The organism is Kitasatospora sp. NPDC101447, from assembly GCF_044767225.1.
Taxonomy (GTDB): Bacteria; Actinomycetota; Actinomycetes; order Streptomycetales; family Streptomycetaceae; genus Kitasatospora.
Window position 1 is genome coordinate 199,933 of sequence record NZ_JBIWNL010000004.1, and the last position, 22,963, is coordinate 222,895.

Genomic DNA, 22,963 nt, shown 5'->3' on the forward strand with positions numbered 1-22,963 from the left:
GATATCGAGCTCCGATCGTGATGTGAACGGAAGTGCGGGTGGAGCGCTTGTGTACGGTGTCCGCCCAGCGGGTGAGGACGGTTCGGGGAAGAGTGATGATCATCGAGGACGGCTCGGCCAGACGCGTGGCGCGGGGTCTGCGGGCGGCGGCCGCGTTCGGCGCGGTCGCGGCGCTGCTGGCCGGGTGCAGCGGCGAGGTCGGGGCGGTGGAACAGCCGCCGGCCGTCACCGCGACGACCGCGGCGGCCGGGTCCGGCCTCTGCTCGACCGTGCAGGAGCCCTTCCCCAAGCTGGCGATGGACGGCGGGTCGAAGGTCCTCGAACCGAACCCGTGGAACACCGCGGGCACGGTCTGCGTGGACCCGGTCGGGGACAGCGGGTTCACGGTGGGCCAGATCCGCGACTTCGTCCCGAAGAACCCGCTCGCCCCGGGCGCCTACCCCAACGTCTCCACCGCCCCGGGCGCGAGCGGACTGCCCGTACCGGTCAGCGCGTTGGGCGACGCGACCGCCGACTGGGACGCCAACGGCCGGGTCAGCGGCTCCTTCAACCTCTCCTTCGACCTCTGGTACGGCTCCACCCCGGACAACTGCCTGCCGGGGGAGAGCGCCGAGCTGATGGTCTGGCTGGACGCCACCGACAGCGTGCGCCCGGCCGGCGACAAGGTCGCGGACTCCCAGCAGTTCGGGGACGCGAGCTACCACGTCTACCAGGCGCCGATCACCGGCCCGCACAGCGTCATCAGCTACGTGCGCACGGCGCCGACCCACACCACCCGCGGCCTCAACCTGCGGCTGTTCACCGCCGACGCGATGGCCCGCGGGTACGTCCCCAAGGGCTCCTACCTGTGCCGGGTGCAGGCGGGCTTCGAGGTGTGGAGCGGCGGCACCGGCCTGCGCAGCGAGTCCTTCGCCTTCCACAACCGGGTCGGCCTGCCGGCCGGGGAGGTCCCGGCGGGGGCGCCCGGGATCTGCCTGCGGCACGGCGGCGGCGGGCTCGCGGGCACCCCGGTGACCGTCGGGACCTGCGGCGATCCGGGCGTCTCGACCGGCTGGACGGTGGGCAACGACGGTTCGCTGCGCGGCGGAGCGGCCTGCCTGGCGCCGACCGCCGACCGCGCGTCCGTGACGCTGGCCGAGTGCACCGGCGGCTCCGCGCAGCGCTGGGTGGCCGCCCCCGGGCAGCGACTGCGGCACCCGGACTCGGGTCTGTGCCTGGGCACCGCGGGCGGTGCGCTCGCGGACGGCACGCCGGTGCTCCTGCGGTCGTGCGCGGACACCGTCTCGCAGCGCTGGAAGCTGCCGTACAACGGGGTTGCGTGACGGGGCGCCGCGCGACCGGGGACGGAACGGCACTGACGTTCCGTCCGCGCACCCCCCATGGGCGTGTCGGGGCGGATGCCCTAGCATTCCGGCCATGAGCGATCGACCGGTACCGAGTGGCGAGCCGGGCCAGCCGCCCACGCCACCGCAGCAGGCACCGGCCGGGGGGGCCGCTCCGGCCACCGGTGTGCCACCGCAGTCTCCGAGCGGTGCCTTCGGCCCCGCGTCCGGCTACGGGCCGCCGCCCGGTGCGCCTGCGCAGCAGCCCCAGCAGGTGACGCCCCATCCGTTCCCGCAGCCGGTGCCGCCGGTGCCGCAGCCGGGCGGCGGGCCGGCCCCGGTGGTGCCCGGTCCGGTGCAGCCGGGTCCGGTGGCGCCGCCGCAGGCGCAGCCGCCCGTCCAGCAGCCGCCCCTGCCGCAGCCGCCCGTCCAGCAGCAGCCCCAGGCCGTCCCGCAGCCCGTCCAGCAGCCGCCCGCGCCGCAGCCCGGCCCGCAGGCGTTCCCGTCGGCCGCGCAGCCGGCGCAGCCCACGCAGCCCGCGACGCAGTGGCAGCAGCAGGGCGGCTTCCCGCCGCCGGCCGGCTCCTCCGGCACGCCGGACTGGGAGGCGCTGGCCGAGCGGAACGAGCAGGCCGCCAAGCGCGGCCGCCGGCTCAAGCTGGTCGGCGTGCTGACCGCGGTGGTCGTGGTGGCGGCGGCCGGTGGCGGCGGGTTCTGGTACTACCAGCACTCCAAGGACACCAAGAAGACCACGCAGAACACCACCTCGGCGAGCCCGACGGCCCCGGTCTCGACCGGCCCGTCGACCCCGTCGAGCGCCCCGCCGGTCAAGGGCATCGACAGCCCGCCGACCGTCGGCAGCCTGCCCGCCAAGACGGGCCAGGTGCCGCTGAACCTCGGCGCCGACGCCAAGCAGGGGACGATGGCCGGGTTCTCCGGACAGGTCCTCAGGCTGCCCAGCGGGCCGGACTCCTTCGCCTCGACCTCCACCTCGATCGTCGACGTGAACAAGAGCTTCACGGTCTCCGCCCGGGTGCTGGTCGACCTGCCCAACGGCAACCGCAGCGCGGTCAGCCAGGGCGACGGCCAGTACTACTCGTACTCGCTGGGCCGGGCCAACAACAACGGGCACGACCAGTGGTACTTCAAGGTCCAGGTGCCGGGCGGCGGTTCGGCGATCGCCTGGTCCAAGGGCGACGCGACGGTCAACCAGTGGGTGCTGCTGACCGGGGTGTACGACGACCCGACGGGCCAGCTCACCCTGTACGTCAACGGCGCTCCGCAGTCCTCGGCCAAGTCGGCCGGGGTGCAGCCGAGCGGCACCAACTCCCTGCAGGTGGGGCGGCTGAGCTCCAACTCGCAGTGGGCCGACCCCTGGCACGGCGCGGTCGCCGACATCCAGCTCTGGAGCCAGGTGCTGCCGGAGGCCGACATCGTCAAGATCGTCGCCGGTCCGAGTTCGCCGCCGTCCGTCCCGCCGGTGGGAGCCTGGCTCAGCGGCTGAGCCCGCCCGGGGCCGCCCGGCCCCCCGATCGTCCGGCCGCCGCGCCCCGGCAGTGGGGGCGGCGGCCGAAGCGCGCCCCGGGGCGCGCGCCCGCCGGCGCGCGTCCGGATGCGAAAGCCCAGATGAGGAGCAGTACTGATGAGCGCGGACGGCCGCTGGATCCGGCCCGAGTCCACCCGCAAGCCCGTCCTGGGCGGGGCCAGGCGGGGCGGGGTGGCCCTCGGCGAGCGCGACCGCGCGGCCGCCGCGCCGGCGCAGCCGTCCCCGGCCGACCGGCGCCGCCGCAAGTCCGGCCCGCCCCGGGTGCCGCACCCGGCCCGGCCGGCGCTGCGGGCCGACTGGCTGCCGCTGCTCGCCGTGCTGCTCGTCCAGGCCGCGCTCTCGTACCACCTGATCCTCAGCAACACCGCCTTCATCGACGAGGGCACCTACATCTACGCCGGCTACCAGGAGATCGCGCACCTGCGGCACGGCACCCCGGTGTCGACGTACGAGACCTTCTTCTCCGGCTCCCCGCTGATCTACCCGGTCGTGGTGGCCGCCGCGGACTTCGTCGGCGGGCTGAACGGCGCCCGGCTGCTGAGCCTGGTGTTCATGCTCTCCGCCACCGTGGCCGTCCACCTGGCGACCCGGCGGCTGCACGGCTCGCTCGCGGCCTTCTGCGCGGCGGCGGCCTTCGTGGCGCTCGGCCCCACCCAGTTCCTCGGCGGCCTGGCCACCTACGACGCGATGGCACTGGCGATCCTCGCCTGGGCCGGGTACTTCGCGGTGCGGCTGACCACCGGCGGCGGGTACCCGAGCCTGGTCGCCTCCGGTCTGCTGCTGGCGCTGGCCGGCGCCACCAAGTACGCCGCGCTGCTGTGGGTCCCGGTGGTGGCGGGCATCGCGGTGCTGGCCGGGCCGCGCGGGTCGCTGCGCTCCCGGGAGGCCTGGCGGCGCGGGCTGCTGGTCCTGCTCACCTTCGCGGTGGCGGTCGGGGCGGCGGCCGCGGCGGCCGGCGAGCGCTACGTCAACGGCTTCAACCACACCACGCTCAAGCGCGCCCCCGGCCACGACTCGTACTCCTACGTGGCCTCGGAGGCCGCCCGCTGGGTCGGCCCACTGCTGGTGGTGGCGCTGATCGGCGTGGTGGTGCAGCTGGTGCGGGCGCGCCGGCGCGGCGGCGCGGCCTGGCCCGAGTTCTGGCTGGCCGTCCTGCTGCTGCTGGCCGGGCTGATGGCGCCGGTGAACCAGGTCCGCATCCACACCTGGCTGTCGCTGCAGAAGCACGTCGACTTCGGGGCCTGGTTCTCCTGCGTCGTGGTGGGCCTGGTGCTGGCCCGCACGGTGCTGTGGCTGAAGGGCCGCCTGCACCTGGTGGCCGGGGTCGCGGCCGCCGTGCTGGTGGTCGGCCCGCTGGCCTGGGTGGGCGCCGCCCAGGGCCGGGAGATGTACGGCGAGTGGTCGAACTCGAAGGGGTTCGTCGCCGCGCTGGAGCCGTACATCGTCAAGGGCGAGGACAAGTACCTGGTCGAGAACTACAACGTCCCGGCGTACTACCTGCGCAAGCAGAGCAACTGGCAGCAGTGGCACGACCTGGTGGCGGTCTTCCGCCGCGACCCGGCCACCGGCGAGATGCAGAACGGCGTGCCCGCGATCCAGGCCGGCATCCAGGCGCACGAGTGGAAGGTCGTGGTCCTGGACTTCACCCAGACCGGGGCCACCGACAAGGCGATCCAGCCGACGCTGAAGGCCGCCGGGTACCGGGTGGTCACCGTCGTGAAGAGCGGCCCGCACGGCCAGTACACCGTCTACGTGGCGCCCGGCTACGACAAGCAGCCGTGACCCGCGCCGCGCGGGCGTGACCGGCGCTCAGAACGCCAGGGCGTAGACCATCAGGTCCATCCCCGGGTACGGCGCCCAGTCGCGCTCGGGGGTGCGCCGGAAGCCGACCCGCTCGTAGACGCGGTGGGCGGCGGTCATCTCCGGGCGGGTGGAGAACGCCATGCCGGCCAGACCGAGTTCGCGGGTGCGGGCGAGGGAGGCGCGCACCAGCGCCTCGCCGACGCCCCGGCCGCGGGCGGCGGCGTCGGTGGCGAGCATCCGGATCTCGCCCTCGCGCTCGGTGGCGATGTCCGCCCACTCGGTGCCGCCGACCGCGAAGGTCACGCAGCCGAGGACCCGTCCCTCGGCCGGGTCGACCGCGACCAGGAGCTCGGCCTCCCGGGCCCGGCGCTCGGCGTCGCGCAGGAGCTCGACGTAGCTGCTCCCGGGCGAGGTGAAGCCGCCGTCGACGAAGGCCTCGACGGTGATGCGGCCGGCGTCTTCGAGGTCCTCCGGAAGGGCCGGGCGGATGAGGTAGTCCATGCGGCCAGTGTGCCGGAGCCGGTCGGGGTGCAACGCTCCGGGGTGTGATGCTCCGGGGTCGAACCGGCCGCCCCGGCCGGGGTGCGGGCCGGGGCGGACGGGTGCGGCGGGTGCGGCGGGGTGGTGGGCGCGGTGCCGTACAGCCGGTCGGGCCGGGCGAGGTCGGCCGGGTAGCCGCCCGGGCGGTGGTGGTTGTCGCGGCCGGCCGCCGCGCCGCGGGAGACCTCGCGGCCGATCAGGACGCCGAGCAGGCCGAAGCCGCCGACGGCTCCGGCCAGGGCGAGTGCGCCGGCGATGGTGTCGTTGTCCATGCGCTCCACTCTGGCCGGGCGCGGCGGCGCCCACGAGTGGCAGGAATGACCGATGCCCTCGAAATCCTGCCAGCCGACGCCTTCCCCCGCGCGGGGCTCCCGGGGCATCCTGGACGGCATGCGGAACAGCGGGGGCAGGCTGCAGAACGTGGTCGCGGTGGTGCTGGAGGAGATCCACCCCTTCGAACTGGGCGTCGCCTGCGAGGTGTTCGGCCTCGACCGGACCGCCGACGGACTGCCCGGCTACGACTTCGCGATCGCCGGCGCCCGTCCGGGGCCGCACGCCACCCACTCGGGCTTCACGGTGGACGTCCCGCACGGCCCCGAGCGGCTGGCCGGCGCCGACCTCGCGGTGGTCACCGCGTCGGGCGTCCGCGCGCAGTACCCCGAGCCGCTGCTGGCGGCGCTGCGCGCGGTGGTGGCGGACGGCGGCCGGGTGCTCTCCATCTGCAGCGGCGCCTTCGTCCTGGGGGCCGCCGGGCTGCTGGACGGCCGCCGCTCCGCGACGCACTGGCGGTACGGCGAGGCACTGGCCGCGCGCTTCCCGCTGACCACCGTCGAGCCGGACGTGCTGTACGTGGACGACGACCCGGTGATCACCTCCGCGGGGACGGCGGCCGGCATCGACGCCTGCCTGCACCTGGTGCGCAAGGTGCAGGGCGCCGAGGTGGCCCGGGAGATCGCCCGCCGGATGGTGGTCGCACCGCACCGGGAGGGCGGGCAGGCCCAGTTCGTCAACCGCCCGCTGCCCGAGGGCGGCGGCGACTCGCTGGCCCCGCTGCTCGACTGGATGCGCCACCACCTCGACGAGGAGTCCACCGTCGAGCAGTTGGCCGCCCGGGCGCACATGTCGCCGCGCACCTTCGCCCGCCGGTTCCGGCAGGAGACCGGGACCACCCCGCACCGCTGGCTGGTCGGGCAGCGGGTGCTGCTCGCCCAGCGGCTGCTGGAGTCCACCACCGAGCCGGTGGACGCGATCGCCGCCCGCTGCGGCTTCGGCAACGCGGCCGCGCTGCGGCACCACTTCGGCCGCCGGCTGGGCACCACGCCGCTGTCCTACCGGCGCGGCTTCGCCGATCCGTCGCTGGTGTGACGGCACCGGCGTGAGGGCGTGGGCGTTGCGGCGCCGAGACGACGGTGCGTCAGTCCTCCGCGGCCGCCAGGTGGTCGACGACGTTCCAGCGGTCCGGCCGCAGTCGCCCCTCCTGGGCCCGCCACATGCTGGTGGAGCAGTTGTGCACCGGCCCGAGCGCGACGAGCTGCTCCTCGGTGAGCCGGTCCAGCGCGTAGCGGAGCATCAGCACCGTGCAGTCGTGCGCGACCAGCAGGACGGGCCGGCCGGCCTCCTCCTCGCAGACGTCCCGCAGCAGGCTGCGCACCCGCAGCGCGACGTCGGCCCAGGACTCGCCGCCGGGCGGGCGGTAGTAGAGCTCGCCCATCTTGCGGCGCCGGGCCGCCTCCTCCGGGTGCTTGGCCTCGATGGCGGCCTTCGGCAGCATCTCCAGGACGCCGAGCTCGCGGTCGCGCAGCCGCTCGTCGTAGCGGACGGCCAGCGAGACCGGGACGGCGCCGAGCCCGGCGGCCTGGGCGAGCGCGATTCCGGCGGTCTCCGTGGTGCGCACGTACGGTGAGCACCAGACGCTGCGCGGCCGGTCGGCGCTGGGCAGGGCGGCCCACCAGCGGCCGAGCGCCCGGGCCTGCTCCCGGCCGTGCAGCGACAGCGGGATGTCGGCGTCGCGGCAGCTGATCGGGACGCTGAGCGCGCCGGCGGCCTCGGCCAGCTGGAACTCGACGTTGGCGGTGGACTCGCCGTGCCGGGTCGCGATCAGGACGGACGGCAGCCGGGTGGCCGCCGCCGGACGGTGGGCCGTGAGGTGGTGGTGGCTCTGGGTGGACTGGTGCTGGCCGTTGAGGGTGGTACCGAGTTCTGCCATGGCCGCGAGCTCCCCGTGGTCGATCAGGTCCCGGCCGGTTGCCGGTCCGGTCTGGTGGTGCCCGGCGTGCACGCCTGTTCATACATATGATCGCGCCGCCTTCTCCAGTGTTCACGGAGAAGGCGGCACGATCACAGGGCGCGTACGTCGCGAATCAGTGCGCCGCTACGGGCTCCGGCGCGTTCTTCAGCTCGTCGTCGCCGGCGTCGGCGCTGTAGTCGGACGGCTTGGTCTCGTCCGGGCCCTCGGGCGCCTTGGCGGCCCGCAGCACCAGGGTGAGCGCCACCGCGACGATCAGGTTCAGCGCGAAGGCGGTCAGGCCGATGTAGCCGATCTCGCCGATGCCCGGGATCTCGGCGGCGTTGCCGCCGAAGTGCTTGGTGGCCGGGCTGGCGAGGCCGTACGCCTTCCAGGTGCCGTAGACCATGCCGGCCGCCCAGCCCGCGAACAGCGCCCAGTGGTGGAACCAGCGGGTGAACAGGCCGCCGACGATGGCGACGAAGGTCTGCAGGATCCACAGGCCGCCCAGCAGCTGCAGGTTGATCGCGGCCTGCTTGTCCATGCCGAGCACGAAGACCAGCGCGCCGACCTTCACCAGCAGCGAGACCGCCTTGGCGACGCGGGTCTCGTCAGCGGGGGTGGCGGCGGGCTTGAGCCAGTCCTTGTAGACGTTGCGGGTGAACAGGTTGGCCGCAGCGATCGACATGATGGCGGCCGGCACCAGCGCGCCGATCCCGATGGCGGCGAAGGCCACGCCGGTGAACCAGTCCGGGAACATGCTCGCGAACAGCTGCGGCACCGAGAGCTGGGCGTTGTAGGTCTTGTCGCCCTTGCCGACGCCCGCCGCGATCGCCATGAAGCCGAGCAGCGCCAGCAGGCCCAGCATCAGCGAGTACGCGGGCATGATCGCCATGTTGCGGCGCACGGTGTTGCGGGACTTGGAGGCCAGCACACCGGTCACCGAGTGCGGGTACATGAACAGGGCCATCGCCGAGCCGAGGGCCAGCGTCGCGTACGTCCACTGCTTGTCGTGCGGGACGGTCATCGACCCCTTGGCGCCCGGTGCGCCGAACTTGTGCGCGGCCGCGTCGAAGATGTGCCCGTAGCCGCCGAGGCGGATCGGGATGTAGATCACCGCGACGATGATCACGATGTAGATCAGGGCGTCCTTGACGAAGGCGATCAGCGCCGGGGCGCGCAGGCCGGAGGAATACGTGTAGGCGGCCAGCACACCGAAGGCGATGAACAGCGGCAGGTCCTTGACGAACCAGTTGGCGTTCTCCCCGCCGCCGACGCCCAGCACGTCCAGCACCGCCTGGATGCCGACGAGCTGCAGGGCGATGTACGGCATGGTGGCCAGGATCCCGGTCAGCGCGACCACCAGGGACAGCGGCCGCGAGCCGTACCGGCCGCGGACGAAGTCGGCCGGGGTCACGTAGCCGTGCACCCGGGAGACCGACCAGAGCCGCGGCAGGAAGAGGAAGACCAGCGGGTAGGCGATGATCGTGTACGGCACGGCGAAGAACCCGGCCGCGCCGGTGGCGTACACGGCGGCCGGGACGGCGACGAAGGTGTACGCGGTGTACAGGTCGCCGCCGAGCAGGAACCAGGTCACCCAGGTCCCGAAGCTGCGCCCGCCCAGGCCCCACTCGTCCAGGTGCGCCGCGTCGTCCGCGCGGCGCCAGCGCGAGGCGAGGAAGCCCATCACGGTGACCAGGGCGAAGAACAGCACGAAGACCACGAGGGCCGGCACGTTGACGTCCTTCATCGGACACCGCCCTTCCGGGCCGCCTTGCGGGCCTTCTCGTCCCGGTTGATCAGCAGGTACGCGGCGACGGTGAAGACGGCCGACGCAGGCACCCAGAGCAGCTGGTACCAGTAGAAGAACGGAATCCCGGCCACCGCCGGGTCCGACTTGTCGTACGAGGACACCCAGAGCATCGCGACGATCGGCACGAGCAGGGCGAGACCGGCCAGCACCCGCTCGGGGGTCACCGCCGGGACGGGCGCCCCGACTGGCTCGGGCATGACATCTTCGAACGTATCGGGATCAGACGGCATCTTCGGCTCCGCTCCGGAGGGTTCTCCCCGTCGGCGCCGCAGCCCCGGGAGCACCGCACGCCCCCGCGAGCCCGCCGGGCAGCACCATCGGTGATCGGCAGTCAGTACGGCTGCGCAATCTAGAGCATGGCGTGATCCATGTCACCGGGAACGACGGAACTTCCCACCAGTCGGACGTGACCGACCGATCCCCGCCGCCGCGGGACACGAAAAACACCGTCACGGGAAGCGGAAGGCACCGGCGCGCAGGTCGCGCGCGCCGGTGCCCGTGGCGCGGTGGGGGAGTGCGTCCGCGCCGGACGCTTCAGCCGGGGTGGCACCCGCTCCGGGAGCCGTCCCGGGTGCCCGCTCCGGGTGCCCGCTCCGGGCGCCTACTCCGGGCGCTTCAGACGGGTGATGAACTTGTAGCGGTCGCCCCGGTAGATGGAGCGGACCCACTCGACCGGGTTGCCCTCGGCGTCGAAGGAGTGCCGGGACAGCTGCAGCATCGGCAGGCCGAGGTCGGAGCCGAGCAGCCCGGCCTCGCGCGGGTTGGCCAGGGTGGTCTCGATGGTCTCCTCGGCCTCGGCCACGGTGACCCCGTACACCTCGCGCAGCGCCGCGTACAGCGAGTTGTGCTTGGCCAGGTTGCGCCGCAGGGCGGGGAAGCGCTTCGCGGACAGGTGCGCGACCTCGATGGCCATCGGGTCGCCGTTGGCCAGGCGCAGCCGCTCGATCCGCAGCACGCGCCCGCCGGGCTTGATGTCGAGCAGCGGGGCGAGGTGGTCGTCGGCGGTGATGTAGCCGATCTCGATCAGCCGTGAGGCGGGTTCCAGGCCCTGGGCCCGCATGTCCTCGGTGTAGGAGGTGAGCTGCAGCGCCTGGGCGACCTTGGGCTTGGCGACGAAGGTGCCCTTGCCCTGGATGCGCTCCAGCCTGCCCTCGACGACCAGTTCCTGCAGGGCCTGGCGGACGGTGGTGCGCGAGGTGTCGAACTGGGCGGCCAGAGCGCGCTCCGGCGGGACCGGGGTGCCGGCCGGCTGGGTCTCGGTGAGCTGCAGCAGGTGGCGCTTGAGCCCGTAGTACTTGGGGACGCGCGCGGTCGGGTCGGTGCCGGCCTGGTTCGGGAGGTTCTTCACCTCGGGGTCTTCGGCCTGGGCGGTGGTTCCCCCGTCGCTGCTCATCGGACCTGTTCTCCCGCTTCTCGCAGGGCCTTCACAGGCCCCACCACATCGTTAACGGCTCACATCGTTGCATGTATGGCTGCGGAACGAATACCTCATCACGCGATGAACGATGTGCGGTGTCGGCTTGATAACGGGTGGTCGAGATCGGTCGAACAGCCGTTGACAGGCCCATTGGTCTAGGCCAAGCTCCAGGCATCTGGTCTACACCACTAGGCCGGTCACTATTCATCCCCCCACCCGTTCGAAGGGTTCCGCGGCACCGATTCCCCCGCTTTGTGTGGGTCTGCCGCTGCCGCCCGACGGGGGTAAACCAGGCATCCCTCAGGAGGATGGCGTGAAGCGTCAGCTCATCGCGGCGGTCGGCGTCGCAGCAATGGTCGTCGGCCTGGCGGCTTGCGGCTCGGACGGCAAGAAGAGTGACGGTGACTCGAAGTCGTCGTCCTCCTCGGCGGCCGACAAGTACAAGGGCAAGACGCTGAAGGTGTGGCTGATGACCGGCTCGGCCCCGAAGGGCTGGACGGACGCGGTCAAGGCGGACTTCGAGACCACCTACCCGGGCTCCAAGGTCGACTTCCAGATCCAGGAGTGGGACGGCATCGGCCCGAAGGTCACCGCCGCGCTGTCCGAGGGCTCCGTCGACGTCCTGGAGATCGGCAACACCCAGACCGCCGGTTACGCGGCCTCGGGCGGCCTGCTGGACATCACCAAGGACAAGTCCGCCCTGGGGGGCGACGGTTGGGCCGCCAACCAGAACGAGGCCGCGATCCTGGACGGCAAGCAGTACGCCGCCCCGTGGTGGGTCTCCAACCGCGTCGTCGCCTACAACAAGGACCTGTGGGCCAAGGCCGGCCTGACCGACACCCCGAAGACCCTGGACGAGTTCTACACCGACCTCGACAAGCTCAAGGGCACCGAGGGCGTCGCCGACCCGATCTACCTGCCGGGCCAGGAGTGGTACACCTACTTCGGCCTGCTGACCGGTGAGGGCGGCAAGATCGCCAAGAAGGACGGCGACAAGTGGGTCGGCGGCCTGTCCTCGCCCGAGGCGCAGAAGGCCTTCGAGACCTACAAGAAGCTGCAGGGCTACTCGGCCACCGGTCCGAAGGACAAGGACGAGGCCACCCCGCAGCAGAAGGACGTCTTCGCCAAGGGCAACGTCGGCGCCATGATCGCCCTCGGCTGGGAGCTGCCCAAGCCGGAGGAGATGGCCAAGGACAAGATCGGCTTCTTCCCGATCCCGGGCAAGACCGCCGACAAGCCCTCCGGTGTCTTCCTCGGCGGCTCGAACCTCGCGGTCGCCTCGCAGAGCAAGAACACCGACATGGCGAAGGACTTCCTGAAGGTCGCCCTCAACGACAAGAACGAGGGCCTGGTCGCCGCCGCGGGCAACATCCCCAACAAGGCCGCGCTGAACAGCCAGATCACCGGTGACTTCGCGAAGGCCGCCCAGACGGCCGCGGCGGTCGGCGGCATCACCCCGAACACCCCGAACTGGGCCAGCGTCGAGGACAAGCCGAACCCGATCAAGGACTTCCTGACCGCCGCCCTGCAGGGCGGCGACTACGCCGCCACGGCCAAGAAGTACGACGACGAGATCGCGAAGCGGCTCAACCAGAAGCAGTAGGCATCGAGCGGCGTCGCTCACCGGCTCCCGGCGGGGGGCCGGTGGGCGGCGCCCGTCCGTCGTGGTCGGGTTGTGAGGAAGTGAGAACGATGGCTGTGCATTCAGAGCGGGTGCAGGCACCGTCCCCGGACGCGGGGGAGGCCGTGGTGGACGGGACCGGGACGACTGCCGCGGGCGGCGGTGCCGGCGGCGCCGGACCGAAGCGCACCAGACCGCCGGGCGCCCCCGGACTGGGCTCCCGCTTCGCGCCGTACCTGCTGCTGCTGCCGGCCACCCTGGCGACCATCGCCCTGCTGGGCTGGCCGCTGGTCAAGACGGTCCTGCTGTCGTTCCAGAACCTCAACAGGCGCCAGCTGGTCATGCACCTCACGGAGTGGACCGGCTTCGACAACTACAAGGAGCAGCTGACCGACCCGGACTTCTGGTCGGTCACCGGGCGCACCGTCGTCTTCACCCTGGTCAACGTGGTGCTGATCATGGTCGGCGGCACGCTGGTCGGCCTGCTGCTCAACCACCTCGGCAAGCGGATGCGCCTGGCGCTGTCGATCTCGCTGCTGATGGCCTGGGCCATGCCGGTGGTCGCCGCGACCACCGTCTACACCTGGCTGTTCGACCAGCAGTGGGGCGTCGTCAACTGGTTCCTGGACCAGCTCGGTTGGCACTCCATGGCCGACTACAACTGGCTCAGCTCGCAGTACTCGACCTTCTTCGTGGTCATCCTGCTGATCGTCTGGCAGTCGATCCCGTTCGTGGCGTTCAACATGTACGCCGCTCTGACCACCATCCCCAAGGAGCTCTACGAGGCCGCCCGGATGGACGGCGCCGGCTCCGGCAAGATCTTCAGCCTGGTGATCTTCCCCAACCTGAAGCCGTTCTTCCTCGCCACGACCTTCCTCGAAGTCATCTGGGTGTTCAAGTCCTTCACCCAGGTCTACGCGATCAACGGCGGCGGCCCCGAGAACCTGACCAGGACCCTGCCCGTGCACGCGTTCCTGGAGGGCTCGTCCGGCCAGCACTACGGCATCGGCTCCGCGATCGCGGTGCTCACCATCCTGATGCTGGGCGCGCTGATGGCGTACTACTTCCGCATCATGATCAAGCAGGAGGACGAGCTGTGAGGCGCTCTCTCTTCGGACGTACCTGGCCGAACGTGATCGCGGTCGTCCTCTTCGTCTTCTTCATCTTCCCCGTCTACTGGATGGTCGCGACCTCCTTCAAGCAGGACCGCGACATCATCAGCAAGACGCCGGTGTTCCTCCCGCTCGACGGCACGCTCGACCACTTCACCACCGCGGTCAACGCGCCGAACTTCTGGACGTACGTCGCCAACAGCGTCACCGCCACCGTCGGCGCGGTGCTGCTCTCGCTGGTGATCGCGACCCTGGCGTCCTTCGCCATCGCCCGGATGAAGTTCCGCGGCCGCAAGGCCTTCGTGCTGGTCGTCATGATCGCGCAGATGGCGCCGTGGGAGGTCATGACCATCGCGGTGTACATGATCTCCCGCGACAACGACATGCTGAACAGCCTGCTGCCGCTGACGCTCTTCTACATGATGATGGTCCTGCCCTTCACCATCTGGACGCTGCGCGGCTTCATCGCCGCGGTGCCGAAGGAGCTGGAGGAGTCGGCCATGGTGGACGGCTGCACCCGCACCCAGGCCTTCGTGAAGGTGATCTTCCCGCTGCTGGCCCCCGGCCTGATGTCGACCTCGCTGTTCGGCTTCATCACGGCGTGGAACGAGTTCCCGCTCGTCCTGATCCTGAACAAGGAGGAGGGCAAGACCCTCCCGCTGTGGCTGTCCTCCTTCAAGACGGCCTTCGGCAACGACTGGGGCGCCACCATGGCGGCGTCCACGATGTTCGCCATCCCCGTGCTGATCCTGTTCATCTTCCTGCAGCGCAAGGCGGTCGGCGGTCTGACCGACGGCGCCGTGAAGGGCTGAGTCACCGTGAGCATCCTCGTTCCCACCGTGCCGGACAGCGACCAGCTGCACCGCGACGCCCTGACCGTCCTGCAGCCCGGCTTCGTCGGCACCGAGCCGCCGCAGTGGGTGCTGCGCCACCTCGCCGCCGGGCTCGGCTCGGTCGCGCTGTTCGACCGCAACGTGGCCGACCTCGACCAGCTGTCCGCGCTCACCCGGGCGCTGCGCGCCGAGAACCCCGACCTCCTGATCGCCATCGACGAGGAGAGCGGCGACGTCACCCGGCTGGAGGCGGGCTCCGGCTCCTCCTGGCCCGGCAACCTGGCGCTCGGCGCGATCGACGACCCGGCGCTGACCAGGGACGTCGCCCGCGAGCTCGGCCGGGCGCTGGCCGCGGCCGGCGTCAACTACAACTGGGCGCCCACCGCGGACGTCAACTCCAACCCGCGCAACCCGGTCATCGGGGTCCGCTCCTTCGGCGCCGACCCCGAGCTGTGCGCCCGGCACACCGCCGCCTGGGTCGAGGGCCTGCAGTCGGCCGGCGTGGCCGCCTGCTCCAAGCACTTCCCGGGGCACGGCGACACCGCGGTGGACTCGCACCACGGCCTGCCGGTCATCGACGTCGACCTGGACGTGCTCCGGGCCCGCGACCTGATCCCGTTCCAGGCGGCGATCGCGGCCGGCACCAAGGCCGTGATGACCGCCCACATCATGATCCCGGCGCTGGACCCGAAGCTGCCGGCCACCCTCAGCCCGACCGTGCTGCGCGACCTGCTGCGCGCCGCGCCGGCCGACGGCGGCCTCGGCTACCAGGGCCTGATCGTCAGCGACGCGATCGAGATGGGCGCCATCGCCGACACCTTCGGGATGGGCGAGGGCACCGTGCTGGCCCTGGCGGCCGGCGCGGACGCGATCTGCGTCGGCGGCGGGCTCGCCGACGAGGAGACGGTCCTGATGCTGCGCGACGCCATCGTGGCGGGCGTGCGGGCCGGCCGGCTGGGCGAGGAGCGGCTGGCGGACGCCGCCGCGCGGGTCCGGGCGCTGGGCAGCTGGGGCCGGATCTCGGCCCAGGGCGAGCGGCCGGAGCCGGACCTGGCGGTCGGCCTGCGGGCCGCGCGCCGGGCGCTGAAGGTGGTCCGGGCGCCGGGCCTGGTGGCGCCTCCGGTGAGCGAGCGCCCGTACGTGGCCTCGTTCTCGGACGAGCCGAACATCGCCGTCGGCGACGTCACCCCGTGGGGTGTGGCCGGCATGCTGGCCGACCGTTTCCCCGGCACCCGCACCCGCGCGGTGTCGGCCGCCGAGGCCGCCCCGGAGCAGCTGGACGCGCTGGTCGACGAGCTGCTGGCCGGGGCCGAGGGCCGCCGCCTGGTGCTGGTGGTCCGGGACGTGCACCGCTACCCGTGGATGTCCGCCGTGCTGGGCCGCCTGGTGGCGGCCCGCCCGGACGCCGCCGTGGTCGAGATGGGGCTGCCCCAGTCCGAGCCGGTCGGCGCGCTCCACATCGCCACCCACGGCGCCGCCCGGGTCTGCGGGCTGGCGGCCGTGGAGGTGCTCACCGGGCAGCCGGGAGCGATCGGCTGAACCGACCAGGGGAACGTCACCGGCCGGAGCCGGTGGACGTCGGCCCACGGGCCCGTCATGCGCATGTCGCATGGCGGGCCCGTTTCCGTTTCCCCGGCGTTGGCCCGCGGATCCGCCGGGTGACCGTGTTCCCTCAAGTGAGCCTTAAATCCACCTTAATTTCCACTTACGGTGACGGGGCGGCGACTGATCGCCACGGGGTACAACGGCTCTGCAACGGCCTTGGTCGCAAAGGCTGTTGGCCGTTGACACCGCCATTGGTCTAGGCCAGAGTCCAGTCATCCGGTTCGAATTTCAACCTCACCGGATGTGGTATCGGCCCACCCCGAAGCACGTCGCCGCCCCCTGTCCGGACTCTCCGCTGCGGGCGCCAATCACGCTGCCGGCGGGCATCACGGCTCTCAACACCCTCGGAGGACGGCGTGAAGACGCGTCAGCTCATCTCGGCGCTCGGGACCATGGCACTGGCGGCGGGCCTGACGGCCTGTTCCTCGTCGGGCTCACCGTCGGGCGACGGCAAGGGCTCCGCCGCCTCGAAGGCCGCCACCGGCACCGTCACCGTCTGGCTGATGGACGACGCCCAGAAGAACTGGCCCGACCTCGTCCAGCGGGTCAACGACGAGTTCGCGGCGAAGTACCCGAACGTCGCCCTCAAGCTCTCGTACCAGGGCTGGGCGGACAAGGTCACCAAGCTGGACAAGGCGATCGCGGAGGGCTCCGCCCCCGACGTCGTCGAGCTGGGCAACACGGAGACCATGAAGTACGTGCTGTCCGGCGCGCTCGCCCCGGTGGACCGGACCAGCTTCGACAACTCCGACAGCTGGATCAAGGCGCTCGCCAACACCTGCACCTACCAGGACAAGCTCTGGTGCGTGCCGTACTACGCCGGCTCGCGGGTCGCCATCTACAACTCCGCGGCCTTCCAACAGGCCACCGGCAGCGCCGAGTTCCCGAAGACCGAGCCCGAACTGCTGGCCGCGCTGGACAAGGTCGCGGACAGGAACAAGGCGGACAGGACCTTCTCCCCGCTCTACCTGCCCGGCCCGTACTGGTACGCGGCGATGAGCTACGTGGCCGCGTACGGCGGCAGCATCGCCAAGTTCGACAGCGCCGGGAACTGGCACGGCACCCTGCACGACCCCAAGTCCCAGGAGGGCATCGGCCACTTCGTCGACCTGGTGCGCAAGTACAACAAGGGCGACCTGACGGTGAACGAGCAGAACCAGTTCGAGTCGATGGCCCGCGGGCACGCCGCGTCCTTCTACGGCAACGGCTACGAGGCGACCTCCGTCACCGCGCCGGTCACCGGCGACCCGAGCCTCAAGGACGCCGTCAAGGTGGCCACCATGCCCGGCCCGGACGGCAAGCCGCTGCCGACCTTCATCGGCGGCTCCGACCTCGCCGTCACGGCCAAGTCCCCGTCGGTGGCGCTGGCGGCCGACTGGATCCGGATGTTCACCAGCAGCAAGTCCGAGCAGGCGCTGGCCGACAAGGACATCCTGCCGAACAACCTCACCCAGCTGAACCCGCTGAAGAACAAGCCGTCCACCGCCGCCGCGGCCAACGCCGTCCCGGACGCCTGGTTCACCCCGTTGGCCCCCGGCTGGGGCGCGGTCGAGAAGCAGAAGGTCATCCCGGACATGCTGAGCGCGATCCTCAAGGGCAAGTCGGTGGACCAGGCCACCAAGGAGGCCGACGCCGCGATCGACCAGCTGATCAACAAGACGTCCTGAGCCGCCCCGCCGCCGTCCGCCCTCCCGCCTCCGGGCGCGGCGGGCGGCGGGTCGGACGGAGGTCCGGAGACGGATCGCGCGCCGGGCGCGCGGGGCGCACGACGGGCGTGCGGCAGGGAAGTTCGGAGGTGCTCCGGGCCGGGCGCGCCCATAGGATTGCCGGGCACGAAGAACCGCCGCGAGTGTGCGGACTCGCCGCCGTAGAGGTCCCCGTCGGGCAGCCGCCCGGGCGGGGTCGAACCGTCTCATCGGAGGCAGACCCAGATGTCCGACCCGCACACCGCTCCCGTCCCCGGCCGGATCATGGCGGCGGAGATGGCCGAGCAGCCGGCCGTCCTCCAGCGCATCCTCGACGAGGGCGCCCCGAAGATCCGCGGGATCGCGGCCGAGATCGCCTCCCGCAACCCGCGCTTCGTCCTGCTCACCGCGCGGGGCACGTCCGACAACGCCGCGCTGTACGCCAAGTACCTGGTCGAGATCCTGCTCGGCAAGCCGGCCGGTCTGACCTCGATGTCCACCACGACCGCGTACGGCGCCAAGCCGGACCTCACCGACGTCCTGGTGATCACCGTCAGCCAGTCCGGCGGCTCGCCGGACCTGGTGGCCTCCACCAAGGCCGCCCGCGAGGCCGGCGCCATCACCCTCGCGGTCACCAACAACGCCTCCTCGCCGCTGGCCGAGGTCTCCGAGTTCCACATCGACGTGCTGGCAGGCCCGGAGAAGGCGCTGCCCGCCACCAAGACCTACACCGCCGAGCTGCTGGCGCTCTACCTGCTGGTCGAGGGCCTCGCGGAGGCCTGGGGGTACTCCCGGCGGGAGCCCGGGGAGGGCTCGGCCGCCCAGGGGCTGCCGGCCCTGGCCGCGGGCGTGCTGGAGCGGCACGCCGAGGTGCGGGCGCTGGCCGAGCGCTACCGCTTCGCCCAGCGCCTGGTCATCACCTCGCGCGGCTACGGCTACCCGACGGCCCGCGAGGCGGCGCTGAAGCTGATGGAGACCACCTACATCCCGGCCAGTCCGTTCTCCGGCGCGGACCTGCTGCACGGCCCGCTGGCCATGGTGGACAACGTCTCGCCGGTCATCGCGATCGTCCCGGACGGCAAGGGCGGCGAAGCCCTGCAGCCGGTCCTGGACCGGCTGCGCGGCCGCGGCGCGGACCTGGTGGTGATCGGCCAGCAGGCGCAGGTGGACGCCGCCTCGGCGGGCTTCGTGCTGCCGGCCGGAGTGCCGGAGGAGGTGCAGCCGATCCTGGAGATCCTGCCGCTGCAGCTGCTGGCGTACGAGGTCACCATCGCCCGCGGCCAGGACCCGGACGCCCCGCGCGCCCTGGCCAAGGTCACCGAGACGAGGTAGACCGCGGTAGGCCGAGGAAGACCGGCCCCGCGCGCGGACCGACCCCCGTCCACAGCCTGTGGACGGGGGCCGGTCCGCTGAGCGGCGGAAACGTGGTCCGGGGCCGCGCGGCGGCCGGAAAGCACTACGGGCCACGGCGCCGACACGGGACCCTCAACCCGTGCGGCACCGCAGCCCGGAGCTGTCGTCGGGCGCCGGGGACGATCGAGGACTGTGCGGGGTCCTCGTTCGGCGGCGTCCGACCGAGGAGAGGCCGCGCGCGGTCAGGGCAGTTGCGCGGGGTCCGCTCCTTGGTGCTCTTTCATTGTGGACTAGACCAATCTGGGTTGTCCAGGCCGCTTGGCGAATTGGTCTAAACAACTCCGGGCCGTCGGGAGGCCGTCACGCGCCGTCCGCCCGCCGGTCCGCCGCGCCCCGCCCGGACCGGCGGCGCTACCCTCGCCATGTGCCCTCGCTGAACGAACTCGTCCGCCGCCACACCACCCTCACCGGGGCCGACGTGGAATGGCTCCACATGCTGGTCTCGGAGTGGCAGCTGCTCTCCGACCTCTCCTTCGCCGACCTGGTGCTGTGGATCCCCACCTGGGACGGCATCCGCTACGTCTCGGTGGCGCAGATGCGGCCCAACACCGGGCCGACCTCCTACCAGGACGACATGGTCGGCCACCTCGTCCCGCGCGGTCGGCGCCCGCTGCTGGACGCCGCCTTCGACGAGGGCCGGATCGTGCGCGAGGGCGACCCGGAGTGGCGCGAGGAGGTCCCGGTCCGGGTCGAGTCGATCCCGGTCCGGCGCGAGGGCAAGGTGCTCGGGGTGATCGCCCGCAACACCAACCTGCTGACCGTCCGCACCCCCAGCCGGCTGGAGCTCACCTACCTGCAGAGCGCCTCCGACCTGGCCCAGATGATCGCCGCCGGCAGCTTCCCCTTCCCCGGCATCGAACAGGTCGACATGGACGCCGCCCCCCGCGTCGGCGACGGCCTGATCCGCCTGGACGCGGACGGCATCGTCACCTACGCCAGCCCCAACGCGCTCTCCGCCTACCACCGCCTCGGCCTCAACACCGACCTGGTCGGCAGCCACCTCGGCCGCACCACCGCGGACCTCGCCCCGCCGTCCCGCGGCGCCGTCCACGAGGCACTGGTGAAGGTGGCCAGCGGCTGGGCACCCCGGCAGACCGAGGTGGAGGCGCAGGGGGGAGTGGTGACCGTGCGGGCGATCCCGCTCAAGCCCAAGGGCACCCTGACCGGATCGCTGGTGCTCTGCCGCGACGTCACCGAGCTGCGCCGCCGTGACCGCGAGCTGATGACCAAGGACGCCACCATCCGGGAGATCCACCACCGGGTGAAGAACAACCTGCAGACCGTCGCGGCCCTGCTGCGGCTGCAGTCCCGCCGGATGGAGTCGGAGTCCGGCCGGGCCGCGCTGGACGAGGCGGTGCGCCGGGTGGGCTCGATCGCGATCGTGCACGAGACGCTCTCCCAGGCCCTGGACGAGCAGGTGGCCTTCGACGAGATCGCCGACCGGGTGCTGGCGATGGTGATGGAGCTGTCCCAGGACGGCCGGGTGGCGACCCGCCGCACCGGCAGCTTCGGCATCCTGTCCGCCGAGGTGGCCACCCCGCTGTCGATGGTGCTGACCGAGCTGCTGCAGAACGCCCTGGAGCACGCCTTCGGCCCGACGGCCTCCGGGAACCTGGAGGTCAGCGCGCTGCGCGGGCGGGCCCCGGCGACCGGGATGGGCTGGTCGGACAGCTGGAACGGCGGCGCCCGACCGGAGGAGTACCTGCTGATCACCGTGCAGGACGACGGCCGCGGCATGCCGGAGGGGTTCGACCCCAAGACGGCGGGCAACCTCGGCCTGCAGATCGTCCGGACGCTGGCCACCGGCGAGTTGGGCGGTACCTTCGACATGGTGGCCGGTCCGAACGGCGGTACGAAGGTGGTTCTGGAGATCCCGGTCCGCTGAGGACCCAGGCCCGCCGCGGGCCCGGTCCGCCGGGTCCGGCCCGGCTGAGATTCTGCTGAGAATCCGTTGCACGAGGGCGCTCGGCGGGGGCGCGCGTTCGGCGGAAGCGCCGGCTGCGCACTCCGGCCGCCCCGTGCCGCTTCGGCCGGACGTGGCCGGGGGAGCGGCGGAGCGCGGGAGCGAACGGTCGCGGAAACAGAAACGAGGCCCTGTCGACCGGGGGGGGTGGGTCGACAGGGCCTCTCAACCCGTTCCGGCCGTCGGGGGGAGTCGGCCGGAACGGGGGCTCTGGGTAGAGCGACACCTCGCCGGTGCGTTGCACACGGTGAGCGCCACAGCTCCACGATATTGCTCTAAGTGAACAGTATCAAGTGGCTGGACGGGTCCGGTGTCGCGGGACCAAGCCGGGCAAGGTCCTTTGTGCGGAAGGCTTCACCAGGAGGTGCAGGGAAGCCTTTGATCATGTGTTGATCGGTACTGCGGTCACTGCTGGTGCTACGCCGTGTGATCGGCGCGATCAGGCGGTGCGGGCGCGGTTGCGGGCGGCGCGGCGCTTCATCGCACGACGCTCGTCCTCGCTCATGCCGCCCCAGACGCCGGCGTCCTGGCCGGTTTCGAGGGCCCACTGGAGGCACTGCTCCATCACCGGACAGCGGCGGCACACGGCCTTGGCTTCCTCGATCTGCAGCAGAGCAGGACCGGTGTTCCCGATCGGGAAGAACAGCTCCGGGTCCTCTTCGCGGCAGACAGCGCGGTGGCGCCAGTCCATGGTCGTCCAACTCCTCCTGCCGACGGGGGTTGCCCGGGCGGCATAATCGATGGCTTTGTGAATGTGAACGCTTTCACGAATCCCGCAACAGCAAAAGAGACCAAAGGCCTACCGGGCCCGGGTGGTCTGTGCTGGGGGGGATTCGGCGATTCGAGGGACACCCCGCGGTCGGTGCTCCGTGGTTCCGGAGTCGCCGTCGCTGCGATGTGTCCCGATCGCCATGTAGAGGTTCGCAAACCTCGGGCTCGGATACAACCCCCTTCGGGGAGGAATTTTTGATTCTTCGGTGTCGCCTAGCTCACAGCCAGTACTTCTATGGAGTGAAGGGGGCTTGTGCGTTCGAGAAGAAGGGCGAACCCCGCTTCCGGTCACACAATCACACGCAGTGCCCGCCGAACGCCTGTGAAACTGACGCGACTCCTGTCTCCAAGATGGTCGCCGTCCACCTGGAACGGGGCCGGTTCCTCTGAAACCAAGGTGAAGTGCCGGACGTCGTGGTAGGAGACGACGTGCTTCCCGGACGGACCGACCGGCGGTGCGCCGTCGCTCGAAGGCGTGTGTGACCGCAGGATCTGACGGATCGTTCGAGCCGTACCGAACGCCGTCATCCGGGTGATGCCGAAGACGTCGAGGTCCGTGTCGAAGGAGGCGAGCGGTGAGGGGTAGACCGGGCGGTTGCCGAGGAACGTCCACGGCGAGGTGTTGCTGACTATCGACAGCACGAGCCCCGGAACGGCCTCGCGGCCCGGCAGCTCCAGGGAGACCGGGCCGGATCGGCGCTGCTCACGCTGGGTGAAGTAGTGCCGGATCGCCTGCGTGACGTAGAGGGCGTGGGTGGACTTGCGCCCGGCCCTGCGCTGCTCCTCGACCCGGCCGACCACGCCGGCGTCGAAGCCGAGGCCGGCGGTGAAGGTGAACCAGCGGTCCGGCAGGCCGTCGGTCATCGCCTTGCCCAACCCGATCGGGCGCTCCTGCTTGTGCTCCAGCGCGTGCAGCAGGGCCCCGGTGGCCTCCACCGGGTCGTTGGGCAGGCCCAGCGCGCGGGCGAACACATTGGTCGAACCGCCCGGCACCACGGCCAGTCGCGGGACCTTCTCGCCCGGGCCGTGCGCCAGCAGCCCGTTCACCACCTCGTTGACGGTGCCGTCGCCCCCCAGCGCCACCACCAGGTCGACCGTGCCGTCCTCCGCCGCCTCGCGGGCCAGGTCGCGCGCGTGGCCCCGGTACTGCGTCTCGGCCACCTCCAGCTTGAGGTCGCTGCGCAGGGCGTGGATCAGGACGTCCCTGGTCCGGCCACTGGTGGTGGTGGCCTTGTGGTTCACGACCAGGAGAGCGCGCATGGGGAAAGCCTACGGGGCGGTACGGACCAACCGGC

At 71.8% G+C, this 22,963-nt stretch carries 18 protein-coding genes; 11 read left to right on the top strand and 7 right to left on the bottom strand.

Going from position 1 to position 22,963, the window contains the following annotated elements; translation table 11 throughout:
• Positions 1-95 precede the first annotated feature (95 nt).
• From ACIRST_RS07970 to ACIRST_RS07980, 3 genes are all read left to right on the top strand, one after another.
• Positions 96-1,322 carry a ricin-type beta-trefoil lectin domain protein gene (locus ACIRST_RS07970; protein ID WP_350522991.1) on the top strand — a complete coding sequence of 409 codons (1,227 nt, stop codon included), beginning with the start codon at positions 96-98 and terminating at the stop codon, positions 1,320-1,322.
• A 94-nt stretch (positions 1,323-1,416) separates the two neighbouring features.
• Positions 1,417-2,826, top strand: coding sequence for a LamG domain-containing protein (locus tag ACIRST_RS07975; protein ID WP_350522990.1), 1,410 nt, complete (start codon positions 1,417-1,419; stop codon positions 2,824-2,826).
• Between the two features lie 138 nt (positions 2,827-2,964).
• Positions 2,965-4,650 carry an ArnT family glycosyltransferase gene (locus ACIRST_RS07980; protein WP_402800772.1) on the top strand — a complete coding sequence of 562 codons (1,686 nt, stop codon included), beginning with the start codon at positions 2,965-2,967 and terminating at the stop codon, positions 4,648-4,650.
• A 27-nt stretch (positions 4,651-4,677) separates the two neighbouring features.
• Here the strand turns inward: ACIRST_RS07980 and ACIRST_RS07985 are convergent, their stop codons facing one another.
• Complete coding sequence (locus ACIRST_RS07985; protein ID WP_402800774.1) at positions 4,678-5,172, bottom strand: GNAT family N-acetyltransferase; 495 nt, start codon at positions 5,170-5,172, stop codon at positions 4,678-4,680.
• 429 nt (positions 5,173-5,601) lie between these two features.
• On the opposite strand from ACIRST_RS07985, the gene ACIRST_RS07990 reads away from it, so the two are divergent.
• Positions 5,602-6,576, top strand: a complete 975-nt coding sequence (locus tag ACIRST_RS07990) for a helix-turn-helix domain-containing protein (RefSeq protein ID WP_402800776.1) — start codon at positions 5,602-5,604, stop codon at positions 6,574-6,576.
• 49 nt (positions 6,577-6,625) lie between these two features.
• Here the strand turns inward: ACIRST_RS07990 and ACIRST_RS07995 are convergent, their stop codons facing one another.
• The 4 genes from ACIRST_RS07995 to ACIRST_RS08010 all read right to left on the bottom strand — a co-directional run bounded on the left by ACIRST_RS07995 (position 6,626) and on the right by ACIRST_RS08010 (position 10,641).
• Positions 6,626-7,417 (bottom strand): histidine phosphatase family protein, encoded by a 792-nt coding sequence (locus ACIRST_RS07995; RefSeq protein ID WP_350522986.1) that lies wholly within the window; start codon positions 7,415-7,417, stop codon positions 6,626-6,628.
• 154 nt (positions 7,418-7,571) lie between these two features.
• Positions 7,572-9,185 (bottom strand): monocarboxylate uptake permease MctP, encoded by a 1,614-nt coding sequence (mctP, locus tag ACIRST_RS08000; protein ID WP_402800779.1) that lies wholly within the window; start codon positions 9,183-9,185, stop codon positions 7,572-7,574.
• Positions 9,182-9,445 (bottom strand): DUF3311 domain-containing protein, encoded by a 264-nt coding sequence (locus tag ACIRST_RS08005; protein WP_350522984.1) that lies wholly within the window; start codon positions 9,443-9,445, stop codon positions 9,182-9,184. Before ACIRST_RS08005 ends, mctP begins: the two co-directional genes overlap by 4 nt.
• 404 nt (positions 9,446-9,849) lie before the next feature.
• The gene (locus tag ACIRST_RS08010; RefSeq protein ID WP_350522983.1) at positions 9,850-10,641 is read right to left on the bottom strand and encodes a GntR family transcriptional regulator; all 792 of its coding nucleotides are present in this window, start codon (positions 10,639-10,641) and stop codon (positions 9,850-9,852) included.
• A gap of 337 nt (positions 10,642-10,978) precedes the next feature.
• On the opposite strand from ACIRST_RS08010, the gene ACIRST_RS08015 reads away from it, so the two are divergent.
• The 7 genes from ACIRST_RS08015 (at position 10,979) to ACIRST_RS08045 (ending at position 20,819) form a co-directional block, all read left to right on the top strand.
• A complete protein-coding gene (locus ACIRST_RS08015) occupies positions 10,979-12,268 on the top strand; it encodes an extracellular solute-binding protein (RefSeq protein WP_402800782.1) in 1,290 nt (429 codons plus the stop codon).
• An 89-nt stretch (positions 12,269-12,357) separates the two neighbouring features.
• Positions 12,358-13,386 carry a carbohydrate ABC transporter permease gene (locus ACIRST_RS08020; protein WP_402800785.1) on the top strand — a complete coding sequence of 343 codons (1,029 nt, stop codon included), beginning with the start codon at positions 12,358-12,360 and terminating at the stop codon, positions 13,384-13,386.
• Positions 13,383-14,210, top strand: a complete 828-nt coding sequence (locus tag ACIRST_RS08025; RefSeq protein WP_350522980.1) for a carbohydrate ABC transporter permease — start codon at positions 13,383-13,385, stop codon at positions 14,208-14,210. Before ACIRST_RS08020 ends, ACIRST_RS08025 begins: the two co-directional genes overlap by 4 nt.
• 6 nt (positions 14,211-14,216) lie before the next feature.
• The gene (locus ACIRST_RS08030) at positions 14,217-15,770 is read left to right on the top strand and encodes a glycoside hydrolase family 3 protein (protein ID WP_350522979.1); all 1,554 of its coding nucleotides are present in this window, start codon (positions 14,217-14,219) and stop codon (positions 15,768-15,770) included.
• Between the two features lie 458 nt (positions 15,771-16,228).
• The gene (locus tag ACIRST_RS08035) at positions 16,229-17,503 is read left to right on the top strand and encodes an extracellular solute-binding protein (RefSeq protein ID WP_402800949.1); all 1,275 of its coding nucleotides are present in this window, start codon (positions 16,229-16,231) and stop codon (positions 17,501-17,503) included.
• Between the two features lie 264 nt (positions 17,504-17,767).
• Positions 17,768-18,853, top strand: coding sequence for an SIS domain-containing protein (locus ACIRST_RS08040; protein ID WP_350522977.1), 1,086 nt, complete (start codon positions 17,768-17,770; stop codon positions 18,851-18,853).
• A gap of 445 nt (positions 18,854-19,298) precedes the next feature.
• Positions 19,299-20,819, top strand: a complete 1,521-nt coding sequence (locus ACIRST_RS08045) for a sensor histidine kinase (RefSeq protein ID WP_402800788.1) — start codon at positions 19,299-19,301, stop codon at positions 20,817-20,819.
• A gap of 517 nt (positions 20,820-21,336) precedes the next feature.
• On the opposite strand, the gene ACIRST_RS08050 is transcribed toward ACIRST_RS08045, so the two are convergent.
• Together ACIRST_RS08050 and ACIRST_RS08055 are read right to left on the bottom strand one after the other, a co-directional pair.
• Complete coding sequence (locus tag ACIRST_RS08050) at positions 21,337-21,588, bottom strand: WhiB family transcriptional regulator (RefSeq protein ID WP_014138019.1); 252 nt, start codon at positions 21,586-21,588, stop codon at positions 21,337-21,339.
• Between the two features lie 368 nt (positions 21,589-21,956).
• On the bottom strand, positions 21,957-22,928 hold the full coding sequence (locus ACIRST_RS08055; RefSeq protein WP_350522975.1) for a diacylglycerol kinase family protein: 972 nt from the start codon (positions 22,926-22,928) through the stop codon (positions 21,957-21,959).
• Positions 22,929-22,963 lie beyond the last annotated feature (35 nt).